The organism is Arthrobacter sp. B6 (genome assembly GCF_001663775.1).
Lineage (GTDB): Bacteria > Actinomycetota > Actinomycetes > Actinomycetales > Micrococcaceae > Arthrobacter.
Genome location: NZ_KV467169.1, coordinates 343,536 through 356,751, shown reverse-complemented (window position 1 = coordinate 356,751; position 13,216 = coordinate 343,536). Strand labels below are relative to the sequence as shown.

The window sequence follows — 13,216 nt, the reverse complement described above, 5'->3', positions numbered from 1 at the left end:
ACCCGGCAAGGGGGCCTCCAGAAGGGTTGCTGTTGCCGGCGGGGAGTGGGCTGCACCGGCACTGGTCATTCTTCCATGACGCCGGCGGTTGGCAAGTTGCTTCCGATCACATCGGGACAGGCCCGGAGTAGCGTTAAGGCATGGGCAGGTTCAGGGATGCGGTTGATGCCAAAGCACTTCGGTTCGCGGTGGGCTTTCCCGTGGTGCTGGCCGCCGCCTTCGTGTTCTGTGCCTTTCTGCTCCGCCCCAGCCTTCCGGATCCGGTGGCAGTGAGCTGGACGGACGACGGCGGTGCCTCCTTTGCCCCGTTTGGCGCGTACGCGAGCGGCGGGGCGCTGATCATCGTGGCGGCCGGCTGGCTGGTCCTCTCGCAGGCTGTCCCGGTGTCCCGTCCTGTCATCATGCGCAGGATCATGATGGGGGCAGGGCTGTCCCTGTGCCTTTTCATCACGAGTGTCCTGGCCGCCGGGCTGGTAGGCCAGTCCGGGCTCGCCGACGCACGTGAGTCCCGCGTGGACCTGACAGTCCTTGCGTTGGGCAGCGGGGCGGCATTGTCACTGGGCGTCATCATGGGCTTCGTTTTCAAGGCTGACCGGCAATGGTCCCCGGATGACGACCGGGCCTTCGAGCTGGCCCTTGCCAGGGAACTGGACCCGGACCTGGCGCGGGACTCGATCCGGCTCTGGGTCCATGCCCGCAGCTCGGTGTTTGTGATGATCGCCGTTGCCGTGCTGTTTCCCGCGTCCCTGATCGTTATCGCCCTGCCGTGGCTGGGCGCGTTCCTGGCTGCCCTGGCCGTGGTGGCCGCTGCGTTCCTCTTCGCCAGGGTAAAAGCCGACCGCAGCGGCCTGCGGGTCCTCGTGGCGGGGGTGCTGCCGGTGATGTCCGTGCCCGCAGCTGCGATCTCGGAGGCAAGCGCCTCGGAAGTGAAGGCGGCTGACTACGGCGGGTGGGGCTACCGGAACCACAGCGGCACGGCCGCCATGCTGGTCAGCAGCGGCCCCGCCGTCGTCGTGCGCAAAACAGACGGCCGCAGCCTCGCCGTGAGCGGCGGCAGCCCGGCGTCGGCTGCCCGCCTGGCCGAAGTCCTGACCCGGGTAGCGGCGCGGGCGCACGGCGGCGCCTCGGGCGCAGCGGGTGCAGAGTCCTAGTATTCTTGTCCTGTTGATCTGACCCTGGCCCGAACAGGCACTGTTGGACAGGCGCTGCCGGCCCCCACCGCTAAAACCGAACGGATACCGTCGTGACTTCTTCCCCTGCCTTCCCGCGGGTACACATCGCCACCGACCACGCAGGCATGGAACTCAGCGCCCACCTGGTGGGGCACCTCTCAGCCAAGGGCTACGACGTGGTGGACCACGGGCCGAAGGAGTACGACGCGCAGGATGACTACCCATCCTTCTGCATCAACGCCGCGCTCGCCGTGGTGGCTGACCAGCAGGCAGGCGTCCACGCCCTCGGAATCGTGCTGGGCGGCTCGGGCAACGGTGAGCAGATTGCAGCCAACAAGGTCAAGGGAGTCCGTGCCGCCCTCGCCTGGAACCACTCCACCGCCACCCTGGCACGCCAGCACAACGACGCCAACGTCGTGGCGGTCGGCGGACGCCAGCACACCGTCGAGGAGGCGACCGCGCTGATCGAGGCATTCCTGGCCGAACCGTTCAGCAATGACGAACGGCACGTGCGCCGGATCGGCAAGATCGCCGCCTACGAAACCACCGGCGAGGTCATCGAGTAGTGCCGGAAGGCCACTCAGTACGCCGGCTGGCGCGCCAGTTCGACGACGTTTTCGCGGGCGAGACGCTGGCCGTGAGCAGTCCGCAGGGACGGTTTGCGGCCGGCGCTGCCCTGTTGGACGGCCATACGCTGCTCGAGCCCCAGGCCCACGGCAAACATCTCTTCCTGCAGTTTGACCACGCCCTGGTCCTCCACGTGCACCTGGGACTCTACGGAGCCTGGGATTTCGGCGGTGACGCTGCGTTCCGCGGTGCGTCCAGCATCGGCGCGCCCCGCAAAGTGGGGGAGCGGGAAACGTTCGACGACGGCGGCGGGCCTGGCTATGCCGGCCCGCCCGCCCCGGGCGGCGCCGTCCGGGTCAGGCTTGTGGGCCGGCACGGCTGGGCAGACCTGCGCGGTGCCACCACCTGTGCTGTCATCACCGGGGCTGAGATGTCTGCCGTGCTCGCCAGGCTGGGACCGGATCCGCTGCGGAACCTGCCGCCGGACCGGGAACGCTTTGTGACGGGCGTGACGTCACGTAAGACACCCATTGCCGCGCTGCTGATGGACCAGAAAGTGATTGCCGGCGTCGGAAACGTCTACCGCGCCGAAGTCCTTTTCCGGCAGCGGGTCGACCCCTTGCTGCCGGGCAGTTCGCTGTTACGCGACGCCGCCGGGCTGTTGTGGGATGACACTGCAGCCGTGATGCGTGACGGTGTCCGCGACGGCAGGATCATCACTACGCCGGCCTCGTATTGGACAGAAGGCGCCGCCTTGCCTGCCGGCGATGAAGCGCACTACGTCTACAAGCGCCAGGGGCTGCCGTGCCGGATCTGCGCTGTTCCGGTCGCCCTGGCTGAGCTGGGAGGCCGGAAACTGTACTGGTGCCCCGGCTGCCAGCAGGACGGGCGCTAGCAAAGGCAGCGCAAGGGCAGAACACAAAAGCAGGGCCCCGCCGGTGAATATCTGAGCGGGGCCCTGCTTTGTGTTTACTTGGAGGGGACGACGGGAATCGAACCCGCGTAATCAGTTTGGAAGACTGAGGCTTTACCATTAAGCTACGTCCCCGGGAGTACAGCAGTTCTAGCATTATCAATGTTAGCTGCCGGACTTTCGGGCTGGCTGATCAAGCCGGATACAACTAAACCTAATTCATGCCCCACGTGTCAAATGTGCATTCACGGCCGGTATGACCGTAGACTTGCCTGTGCACTTACGGGGTGTAGCTCAGCTTGGCTAGAGCACCTGCTTTGGGAGCAGGAAGTCGCAGGTTCAAATCCTGTCACCCCGACTCTGCGGCCCGGGCCGGACGGCCCGGGCAGAACGCCCGCGTTTGCAGAAACCCATCCCACAAACCCAGGAGTACTTAGACCGTGAAGAGCGCTGTCGAGAACCTCACCCCCACGCGGGTCAAGCTCAATGTTGAGGTCCCCTTTGAGGAATTGAAGCCCAGCATCGATGAGGCATACAAGACTGTTGCTTCGCAGATCCAGGTCCCTGGCTTCCGTAAGGGCAAGGTCCCGTCCAAGCTGATCGATCAGCGCGTCGGCCGCGGCTACGTCCTGGAGACGGCCATCAATGAAGGCCTCAACGGCTGGTACCAGACTGCGGTGCAGGAATCAGGCATCCGCCCGCTGAGCCGCCCCGAGGTCGAGATCACCGAAGTTCCGGACCCCACCTCCACCGACGGCGAACTGAAGTTCCACGCCGAGGTTGATGTCCGCCCCGAGATCGAGCTGCCTGACTACGCCGGCATCAAGGTTGAGGTTGCTGCTGCAGAATCCTCCGACGAGGACGTCGACAAGGCCCTCGATGAACTCCGTGGCCGCTTCGGCACGCTGAAGTCCGTGGACCGCCCGGCCGCTGATGGCGACTTCCTGACAATAGACATCACCGCCACTGTTGACGGCGCCGAGGTGGATTCCGCCGCCGGCCTGTCCTACCAGGTTGGTGCCGGAACCATGCTCGAAGGCCTGGATGAGGCAGTCACCGGCCTGAGCGCCGATGAAGACGCCATCTTCGACACCACGCTTGTGGGCGGCGACCACGCCGGCGAAGCAGCCCAGGTCAAGGTGGTCCTCAAGGCTGTCAAGGAGCGCGAGCTCCCCGAAGCCGACGACGACTTTGCCCAGCTGGCCTCCGAATTCGACACCCTGGCCGAACTCCGCGAGGACCTCGCCAAGCAGGCTGCCGATTCGAAGGTTGTTGAGCAGGGCGTAGAGGCCCGCGACAAGGTCCTGGACAAGCTTGTTGAGCTCGTCGAGGTTCCGGTTCCCGACTCCGTGGTTGAAGAGCAGCTTGAAGCGCACTTCAAGGAGGGCAGCGGCCACGGTGAAGGCGAGCACGACACCGAAGAGCACCGCGCCGAGGTCAAGGCCAACACGGCCCGCGCCTTCCAGAACGAGATCATCCTTGACGCCATCGCCGAAAAGGAAGAAGTCAACGTCAGCCAGAACGAGCTGATCGACTACATCGTCACCACCGCCAGCCAGTACGGCATGGACCCGAACCAGTTCGCCCAGATCATCGATCAGAGCGGCCAGGTCCCCATGATGGTTTCCGAGGTGCGCCGCCGTAAGGCACTGGCCGTGGTACTGGGCCAGGCAACCGTCACCGACACCGCCGGCAACAGTGTCGACCTGAGCGACTTCGTCCGTCCCGGCGGCGAAGAGGAAGCTCCCGCCGTCGAGGAAGAAGCAACGGAAGCTGTTGCTGACGAAGCCACGAGCGGCACCGCAGCGAACGACGACCCCGCTGCAGTGAAGTTCTAGTACGGCATTAATTTCCGCCGCCCGCCCCTGGACCTGACCGGTCCGGGGGCTGGGTGCTTTAACAGGCGGTTTTCCGGCTCGTGCGCCGTCAGCGAACAGCGCGATTCGGGCGAACAAATCGGCCAGCAAAACGGTTAGTGTCCAAGTAGTGAAGTTCAGTGATGTCACCGTCACCAGCGAGAGGTAAGTACACATGTCACAGCACGCAGAGGCCCCACGGATGGCGACAGTCGATCCTGCAGCCCAGGACAACTACATCTACAACCGCCTCCTGAAAGAGCGGATCATCTGGCTGGGCTCCGAGGTGCGCGATGACAACGCCAACGCGATCTGCTCACAGCTGCTGCTCCTGTCCGCTGAAAACCCGGACAAGGACATCTACCTTTACATCAACTCTCCAGGCGGCTCCGTCACCGCCGGCATGGCCATCTACGACACCATGCAGTTCATCCCCAACGACGTCGTCACCGTGGCCACCGGCCTCGCAGCTTCGATGGGACAGTTCCTGCTGTCCTCGGGTACCAAGGGCAAGCGCTACGCCACCCCGAACGCCCGCGTCCTGATGCACCAGCCTTCAGGCGGCATCGGCGGTACGGCCTCGGACATCAAAATCCAGGCCGAGCTGATCCTGCACATGAAGAAGGTCATGGCCGAACTGACTGCGGAGCAGACCGGCCAGAGCGTGGACACCATCCTCAAGGACAACGACCGCGACAAATGGTTCACGGCCACGGAAGCCCTCGAGTACGGCTTCTTTGACAAGATCGCGGCCCACGCCGGATCGGTGTCCGGCGGCGGCGGAACCGCCAACGGCACGTCCGGCGAGTCGGCTTCCGAGAAGTAAACCGGCACTAAGAACACCCAGATCAGGAGCAATAAAATGACCTACAACTTCGGATCGTCTGCCGGTAATCTTCCGACCAGCCGCTACGTCCTGCCCCAGTTCGAGGAACGCACGCCCTACGGTTTCAAGCGCCAGGACCCGTACACCAAGCTGTTCGAGGACCGCATCATCTTCCTCGGCGTTCAGGTGGATGACGCCTCAGCGGATGACGTCATGGCACAGCTGCTGGTCCTGGAGTCCACGGACCCGGACCGCGACATCACGCTGTACATCAACTCACCGGGCGGTTCCTTCACCGCCATGACCGCGATCTACGACACCATGCAGTACATCCGGCCCGAAATCCAGACCGTCTGCCTCGGACAGGCTGCCAGCGCAGCCGCCGTCCTGCTGGCTGCCGGCACACCGGGCAAGCGTCTGGCACTGCCCAACGCCCGTGTCCTGATCCACCAGCCGGCACTGTCCGGCGGGCAGGGCGGCCAGGCTTCGGACCTTGAGATCCAGGCCGCTGAAGTTATGCGGATGCGTTCCTGGCTTGAGGACACGCTGGCCCACCACTCCGGCCGGACGTCGGAGCAGGTAAACAACGACATCGAGCGCGACAAGATCCTGACGGCGGAAGAGGCCATGAACTACGGCCTTATCGACCAGGTCCTGGATTCGCGCAAGATCAAGCCACAGGCAATCACCAGGTAGTAAGACTCTCCGACAGGCCGGTGCGGTCCAGTTCATTTGGGCCGCACCGGCCTTCGCTTTCCACCTTTGAGGCCCAATGTGACCTAGAGTGGATGTTGTCACGGCCGGCCCTCCCAGGCCGGTTTAGATTCCAGCAACGGTGCACAGCTGCCTGGCAGCAAGATACTAAGGGGTTCACATATGGCTCGGATTGGCGAGAGCACGGATCTGCTGAAGTGTTCTTTCTGCGGAAAGAGCCAGAAGCAGGTACGGAAGCTTATTGCCGGGCCCGGTGTCTATATCTGCGACGAATGCATCGAGCTCTGCAATGAGATCATCGAGGAAGAGCTCGCGGAAGTCGCCGATCTGGGAAGTTTCGAACTGCCCAAGCCCCGGGAAATCTTCGACTTCCTGCAGGAATACGTCATCGGCCAGGAACCCGCCAAACGCTCCCTCGCCGTCGCCGTCTACAACCACTACAAACGTATCCAGGCAGGCCACGCCCCCAAGAGCGGCAGCCTTGCAGACGGCGGCCACCACGACGACGTCGAAATCGCCAAGTCCAACATCCTCCTGATCGGGCCTACCGGCTGTGGCAAAACCTACCTCGCGCAGACCCTTGCACGGCGACTTAATGTCCCCTTCGCCGTCGCCGATGCCACCGCCCTGACCGAGGCCGGCTACGTAGGTGAGGATGTGGAGAACATCCTCCTCAAGCTCATCCAGGCCGCGGACTACGACGTCAAGAAGGCCGAACAGGGCATTATCTACATTGACGAGATCGACAAGATTTCCCGGAAGAGCGAGAACCCTTCCATCACCCGGGACGTGTCGGGCGAGGGCGTCCAGCAGGCGCTCCTGAAGATCCTCGAAGGAACTGTCGCCTCTGTCCCGCCGCAGGGCGGGCGCAAGCATCCGCACCAGGAATTCATCCAGATCGACACCACCAACGTGCTCTTCATCGTGGCGGGCGCTTTCGCCGGCCTGGAAGAGATCATCGGTTCCCGGTCCGGCCGCAAGGGCATCGGGTTCGGCGCTCCGCTCAACGAGGCGAGCAACAAGATCGACTCTTATGGCGAAGTTATGCCCGAGGACCTCCTGAAATTCGGTCTCATCCCTGAATTCATTGGCCGGCTCCCGGTCATCACCACGGTATCCAACCTTGACCGTGATGCCCTGATCCAGATCCTCTCCACCCCGAAGAACGCTCTGGTGAGGCAATACCAGAAGATGTTCCAGATAGACGGCGTGGAGCTGGTCTTCGATGACGACGCACTGAACGCCATTGCCGAGCAGGCCCTCGAACGGGGCACCGGCGCACGCGGCCTGCGCGCCATCATGGAGGAAGTGCTGCTCCCGGTCATGTTCGACCTTCCCAGCCGCGAGGACGTCGCGAGCGTCGTGATCACGGCCGACGTCGTGCTCAGCAAGGCAGAGCCCACCATGATTCCGCACGTGACCAAGCGCCGTAAATCCGCCTGACAGCACCCGCAGGCCATCCCCATCACGTTGAAGAAGGCAGAGGACTCACGCATGACTGAAACCGCCCGCAACCAGGCCGACTTCTGGTTCGACCCGACGTGCCCGTTCGCGTGGATCACGTCACGCTGGATCGGCGAGGTGGAGGCTGTGCGGGACATCAGGACGGTCTGGCACGTCATGAGCCTCGCGGTCCTCAACGAGGGCCGCGACCTGGACCCCGCCTACCGGGAGTCGATGGACAACGCCTGGGGCCCGGTACGCGTCATCATCGCGGCGAAGGAACAGCACGGCGACCACGTCGTCAAGCCGCTTTACGACGCCATGGGAACCCAAATCCACGACGCCGGGCAGAAGGACTTCGCCACCGTCATCAGGAAGGCCCTGGCCGAGTGCGGGCTCCCGGCCGGACTGGCAGACGCCGCCACCTCCGACGCGTTTGACCCCCAGCTGCGCGCCAGCCATGAGGAAGGCATCTCACTGGTGGGCCAGGATGTCGGCACCCCTGTGGTCGCCTTCAACGGAACAGCCTTCTTCGGCCCCGTGCTGACCCGTATCCCCCGGGCCGAGCAGGCCGGGCAGCTGTGGGACGCGACCGTGACGCTGGCCTCTTACCCGCACTTCTTCGAGATTAAGCGGAGCCGTACCGAACGTCCCCGTTTCGATTGATGTACGCGCCCTGAGGGCAAGGAAAGAGCCCCGGGAGAACTACTCTGATGTAGTTCTTCCGGGGCTCTTGCGCATCCCCGCCAGCGGGACCAGAATGGTTTTTACCCACTTCGAAAGAAGTGGGACGCAGGAACCAAAGATTCAGTGATATGTATCTAACGCAGCCTTTGGCAAAGTCAGATACAAGCTACCAGTGACGAGGTAGGAAGACCTGAAAATCAGCGGATCCTGCCAGACCATCAAAGACGTCACCAGATGGCCGAAAAGTCGAAGCCCCACCAACGGCAAAACGCTGATGGGGCTTCCCCTTTGCCCAAAAACAGGGCTCCTGCCCAGGACGGGCCCCGAAACCTCTGCCTGAACGGGCGCGAACCCCGTCAGACCTGCGCGGGCTCCTCCGGGGCCGCCAAGACGACGTCGCTCACAGTCAGTTCGCCTTCCCCCGCCACAAGCGTGAGCTCGCGCGCGTTCGACGCCGCCTTCAGGTCGGCGAGCCCGGCCTTCAGTTGGGTGGTCAATGACTCAGAGGCGGTGATGGTCGCCGACAGGACTTCGGTGCGCTGCTTGACCTTTGCCTCGGACTTGGCCTTGCGGACGCCGCTGAGGGCAGTGCCCACGGTGGCGAGCAGGGTGGTGTCGCCGTCGATCTCTACGGCAGTGGGCCACTCGGCACGGTGCACCGAACCGTTGCGCCACCAGCTCCACACCTCTTCGGTGGCGAAGGGCAGGAACGGGGCAAACAGCCGGAGCAGAGTGTCCAGGCTCGTCGCGAGGGCGGCAAGGACCGAGGCCTGCTCCTGGTCGCCGGCCGCACCGTAGGCGCGGTCCTTGATCAGTTCGACGTAGTCGTCGGTGAACTGCCAGAAGAAGCTCTCCGTGATCTGCAGGGCACGGGCGTAGTCGTAGTCGTTGAACGCCTTGGTTGCCTGGCGCACCACGTCGGCAAGCTGGGCGAGCAGGGCCCGGTCCAAGGGGTTGGTCAGGGCTCCCGACGCGGGTGCTTTTTCCGCGTTGGGCAGACCAACCCCGGGGTTGGTCAGAACGGAGAGATCCGAGGAAACAACAGAATCCTCGGTCGCACCCAGGTTCAGGACGAACTTGGACGCGTTCAGCAGCTTGATCGCCAGGCGCCGGCCAATCTTCATCTGGGCAATTTCGTATGCCGTGTCAGCACCCAGCTTGGCCGAGGTTGCCCAGTAGCGCACAGCGTCGGAGCCGAATTCATTGAGCACGTCGGTGGGCACCACCACGTTGCCCTTGGACTTGGACATCTTCTTGCGGTCCGGGTCAAGGATCCAGCCCGAGATGGCCGCGTGCTTCCATGGGGCGGTGTCCTGGAGGGCATCGGCCCGGACAACGGACGAAAACAGCCAGGTCCGGATGATGTCGTGGCCCTGGGGGCGCAGATCGAACGGGTAGACCTTGGCGAACAGTTCCTCGTCGCGGCTCCAGCCGCCCACGATCTGGGGGGTCAGCGACGAGGTGGCCCAGGTGTCGAGAATATCCGCGTCGCCTGTAAAGCCGCCCGGAACATCCCGTTGCGCTTCGTCGAAGCCTGGTGCCGCATCCGCCGCAGGGTCCACCGGCAGCTGGTCGTCCGACGGCACGATGGGGGCGTCGTAATTGGGGTTGCCGTCGGCGTCCAGCGGGTACCAGACGGGGATGGGCACACCGAAGAAGCGCTGGCGGGAGACGAGCCAGTCGCCGTTCAGGCCCGAAATCCAGTTCTCGTAGCGGGAACGCATGAATGCAGGGTGGAAGTCGATCTCATGTCCACGCGCGATGAGCCGTTCGCGGCGGTCCTCTTCGCGGCCGCCGTTGCGGATGTACCACTGGCGGGACGTGACCACTTCGAGGGGCTTGTCGCCCTTTTCGTAGAAGTTCACGGGGTGCATGATCTTCTTCGGCTCACCGTCGATGAGGTCCCCGGCAGCCAGGAACTCCACCACGGCTTCCTTGGCACTGAAGACCGTCTTGCCGGCGATGGCTTCAAAGGCGGCGCGTCCGGCGTCGGTGGTAATCCAGTCCGGGGTGTCACCGATGATCCGTCCGTCCCGGCCCACGATGGCGCGGGTGGGAAGCTGGAGTTCGCGCCACCAGGTGACGTCGGTGAGGTCACCGAAGGTGCAGACCATGGCGATGCCGGATCCCTTGTCCGCTTTGGCCAGCGGGTGGGCCTTGACCTCAACCTCAACGCCAAAGACTGGCGACGTGACCTTCTTGCCGAACAGCGGCTGGTACCGTTCGTCGTCGGGGTTTGCCACCAGGGCAGCGCAGGCCGCCAGCAGTTCAGGCCGGGTGGTTTCGATGTAGATCTTTTCGCCGTCCTCCGTGAAGAACGGATAGCGATAGTAGGCTCCTGCCACCTCGCGGTCTTCGAGTTCGGCCTGCGCCACGGCAGTCCGGAACGTCACATCCCACAGGGTGGGGGCTTCTGCCATGTAGGCGTCACCGGCGGCCAGGTTGGCCAGGAACGCACGCTGGGACACTTCGCGGGAGGCGTCATCGATGGTCCGGTACGTCAGCTGCCAGTCCACGGAGAGGCCAAGCTGCTGGAACAGGCTTTCAAAGACCTTCTCGTCCTCCACGGCCAGCTCTTCACACAGCTCGATGAAGTTCCGGCGCGAGACGACATCGAAGTCGCGCTGGTTCTTGGCAGGCTGTGCGGGGGGACGGTAGGCGGCGTCGTACGGGATGGCCGGGTCGCAGCGCACGCCGTAGTAGTTCTGCACACGGCGCTCGGTGGGCAGTCCGTTGTCGTCCCAGCCCATCGGGTAGAAGACGTTCTTGCCGGTCATCCGCTGGTACCGGGCCAGCACGTCGGTCTGGGTGAAGGAGAACATGTGCCCCACATGCAGCGAGCCTGATGCGGTAGGTGGGGGAGTGTCGATCGAGTAGACCTGCTCCCGGGTGGTGTCCGGGTTGAACTTGTAGGTCCCTTCGGCAAGCCAGCGCTGCGTAAGCGCAGCTTCGAGCCCCTCAAGGGCGGGCTTGTCCGGAACGTTGATAGGGGCGGTGGAGGGCGTGTCTGTACCCTGAGTGTCTTCAGCCATCTGCCAATTGTTTCATGGTCCGGACTTCATCCGGCGACATCGCCTGAGGCTTGGCTCCGGCCGGTCCCGTTAGGGTGGTGCCATGACTGAGGATTCACGCACCGCGGGAACGCAAAATAAGGCAGCAGTAGTTACCGGGGCCAGCACGGGAATCGGCGAGGCCACCGTCCGCGCACTGACAGCGCACGGCTGGACCGTTTTCGCCGTGGCGCGCCGCGCTGAACGGCTGGCAGCGCTGGAAGCCGAGACCGGCGCCGTCGGGATTCCTGCTGACATTGCCGAGGACGACGACGTTGCCCGGCTCCTTGCCCGCGTCACGGAAGCGGGAGGGGCCGGGACGCTCATCAACATCGCCGGCGGGGCGCGGGGCGCCGACCCCCTGGGCGCCGCCAACACCGAAGATTGGGAGTGGATGTATAGGGTCAACGTCCTGGGCACCATGAAGCTCACACGTGCCTTCCTGCCCATGCTCCGCGCCAACGGCGAAGGCACCGTCCTGAACCTGACATCCACGGCAGGACTGGCAGCCTATGAAGGCGGCGCCGGCTACAACGCCGCCAAGTTCGCACAGCACGCCATCACCGGGGCGCTCCGGCTGGAGGAGGCGGAACACAATGTGCGCGTCATCGAGGTGGCGCCCGGCCTGGTCCAGACCGAAGAGTTCGCCCTGAACCGCCTTGGTGACCGGGAGGCAGCCAGCAAGGTCTACCAGGGCGTGGAGAAGCCCCTGACGGCAGCCGACGTTGCCGACGTGGTCAGGTATGCCGTCAGCGCACCGCACCACGTCAACCTGGACCAGATCGTCATCCGACCCGTGGCCCAGGCCTCCAATTACAAGCTCATCCGCAAGGGCTGAGCCTCGGACCGGTCCGGGCTAGTGGGGGCCGCCGCGCTATGAGCTGAACCGGTCAGCCGGCCGGGAGCGCGAGTGTGGCCAGCACGGCCGCGTGGTCGGTTCCCGGAACACCGTGGACCTGGTAGCCGGAACTGCCCACCTCCGGGCTGGTGACCAGGTGGTCGATGGTGATCCCGGGCAGCCGCGGCCCTTCCATGGGCCAGGTGGGCAGCAACCGGGAACCTGAGGCCGCCGCCACATCCACCAGTCCCGGACCGGAGTCCAGGAGCTGCCGGAACTCGGAATGGTCGTACGTGGCGTTGAAGTCACCGATCAGCAGCCTGTGGCCCGGGCGCCCGGCCAGCCTGCCCACGGCGGCAAGGTCGCTACGCCACTGGTCAACCCTGAGATCCACCGGAGGCAGCGCGTGGACATTCGTTACTTCCAGGACAGCGACTGACCCTTCTGCCTCCGCGGTGAGCCGGACCGTCGGCATCCGGAACGGGGTGTCAGGGATGAGGCCAACCTCTTCGAGGGCGTGGCTGGAGTACACGGCGCTGCCCGCGCCGTCATCGGAGGGGTCGCTGATCCGGTGCGGCAGGAGGAGGTCCAGGCCGGCTGCCGTCAGCCGGTCCTGAAGGGCCTGTGAATGTTCCTGGACGGTCAGGAGCCCGATCCCGTTGTCCCTGACCAACTGCACGATCCGCTCGGCGTCCGCCTGGCCAAACTCCGCATTGATGGTCATCGCCCTGAGCTCCACCGTGGCCGCGGCGTCCGGTGCTGCGGCTGGCCGGGCGGCATCAAACGGAAAGAGCCAGAAGGCCTGGCACAGCAGCAACGCCGCTGTGAACACCTGCAGCCACCGGCTCCGGCCCACCAGCGCCAGGATAAGAGCCACCGTGGCGGGCACGGCCAACCACGGGGTAAAGGACAGCAGCTGGACGGCCAGGACCGGCCATTCTTCGGGAAGCGCCCGGATAACCGACATGGCCAGCACCGGTAATGCGGCCAGGAACGCCAGCCAGCGGCAGGCCGCCGCCAGGAATTTCTTCGCCGGGCCCGAAGCCGGGGGTGGTGTTTTGGCCGGGGCTGCCTCGGCCAGCGCCGTGTGCGGTGGCACGGCGGTGGAGCCGTGGGCGGAAGCAGTCATGGCTCCGAGTCTAGGCAATGA

The 13,216-nt window shown here is 64.6% G+C and carries 11 protein-coding genes and 2 tRNA genes; 10 read left to right on the top strand and 3 right to left on the bottom strand.

What is annotated here, in order from left to right:
- Positions 1-140 precede the first annotated feature (140 nt).
- From AU175_RS16270 to AU175_RS16260, 3 genes are all read left to right on the top strand, one after another.
- Positions 141-1,151: a hypothetical protein gene (locus AU175_RS16270; protein ID WP_066291989.1), complete on the top strand. Its 1,011-nt coding sequence runs from the start codon at positions 141-143 to the stop codon at positions 1,149-1,151.
- 92 nt (positions 1,152-1,243) lie between these two features.
- Positions 1,244-1,738, top strand: a complete 495-nt coding sequence (locus AU175_RS16265) for a ribose-5-phosphate isomerase (protein WP_066291983.1) — start codon at positions 1,244-1,246, stop codon at positions 1,736-1,738.
- A complete protein-coding gene (locus AU175_RS16260; RefSeq protein WP_066291980.1) occupies positions 1,738-2,634 on the top strand; it encodes an Fpg/Nei family DNA glycosylase in 897 nt (298 codons plus the stop codon). The genes AU175_RS16265 and AU175_RS16260 overlap by 1 nt, the downstream gene beginning before the upstream one ends.
- A gap of 79 nt (positions 2,635-2,713) precedes the next feature.
- On the opposite strand, the gene AU175_RS16255 is transcribed toward AU175_RS16260, so the two are convergent.
- Positions 2,714-2,787 (bottom strand) — tRNA-Gly (locus AU175_RS16255).
- Positions 2,788-2,935: 148 nt separating this feature from the next.
- Here AU175_RS16255 and AU175_RS16250 point away from each other — a divergent pair.
- The 6 genes from AU175_RS16250 (at position 2,936) to AU175_RS16225 (ending at position 8,157) form a co-directional block, all read left to right on the top strand.
- Positions 2,936-3,010: transfer RNA gene (locus AU175_RS16250), tRNA-Pro, on the top strand.
- Between the two features lie 82 nt (positions 3,011-3,092).
- Positions 3,093-4,490: a trigger factor gene (tig, locus tag AU175_RS16245; protein ID WP_066291978.1), complete on the top strand. Its 1,398-nt coding sequence runs from the start codon at positions 3,093-3,095 to the stop codon at positions 4,488-4,490.
- Positions 4,491-4,710: 220 nt separating this feature from the next.
- Positions 4,711-5,334 carry an ATP-dependent Clp protease proteolytic subunit gene (locus tag AU175_RS16240; protein ID WP_066294313.1) on the top strand — a complete coding sequence of 208 codons (624 nt, stop codon included), beginning with the start codon at positions 4,711-4,713 and terminating at the stop codon, positions 5,332-5,334.
- Between the two features lie 36 nt (positions 5,335-5,370).
- Entirely contained in the window at positions 5,371-6,030 is a 660-nt protein-coding gene (locus AU175_RS16235; protein WP_066291976.1) for an ATP-dependent Clp protease proteolytic subunit, read from the top strand.
- Positions 6,031-6,210: 180 nt separating this feature from the next.
- Positions 6,211-7,491, top strand: a complete 1,281-nt coding sequence (clpX, locus tag AU175_RS16230; RefSeq protein ID WP_066291975.1) for an ATP-dependent Clp protease ATP-binding subunit ClpX — start codon at positions 6,211-6,213, stop codon at positions 7,489-7,491.
- 51 nt (positions 7,492-7,542) lie between these two features.
- Complete coding sequence (locus tag AU175_RS16225; RefSeq protein ID WP_066291973.1) at positions 7,543-8,157, top strand: mycothiol-dependent nitroreductase Rv2466c family protein; 615 nt, start codon at positions 7,543-7,545, stop codon at positions 8,155-8,157.
- A gap of 377 nt (positions 8,158-8,534) precedes the next feature.
- Here the strand turns inward: AU175_RS16225 and valS are convergent, their stop codons facing one another.
- Positions 8,535-11,210 (bottom strand): valine--tRNA ligase, encoded by a 2,676-nt coding sequence (gene valS, locus AU175_RS16220; protein ID WP_066291971.1) that lies wholly within the window; start codon positions 11,208-11,210, stop codon positions 8,535-8,537.
- Between the two features lie 82 nt (positions 11,211-11,292).
- Between valS and AU175_RS16215 the strand changes: the two genes are divergently transcribed.
- Positions 11,293-12,066, top strand: a complete 774-nt coding sequence (locus AU175_RS16215; RefSeq protein ID WP_066291969.1) for an SDR family oxidoreductase — start codon at positions 11,293-11,295, stop codon at positions 12,064-12,066.
- A gap of 52 nt (positions 12,067-12,118) precedes the next feature.
- Here the strand turns inward: AU175_RS16215 and AU175_RS16210 are convergent, their stop codons facing one another.
- A complete protein-coding gene (locus AU175_RS16210; protein ID WP_197497159.1) occupies positions 12,119-13,195 on the bottom strand; it encodes an endonuclease/exonuclease/phosphatase family protein in 1,077 nt (358 codons plus the stop codon).
- Positions 13,196-13,216: the final 21 nt, after the last annotated feature.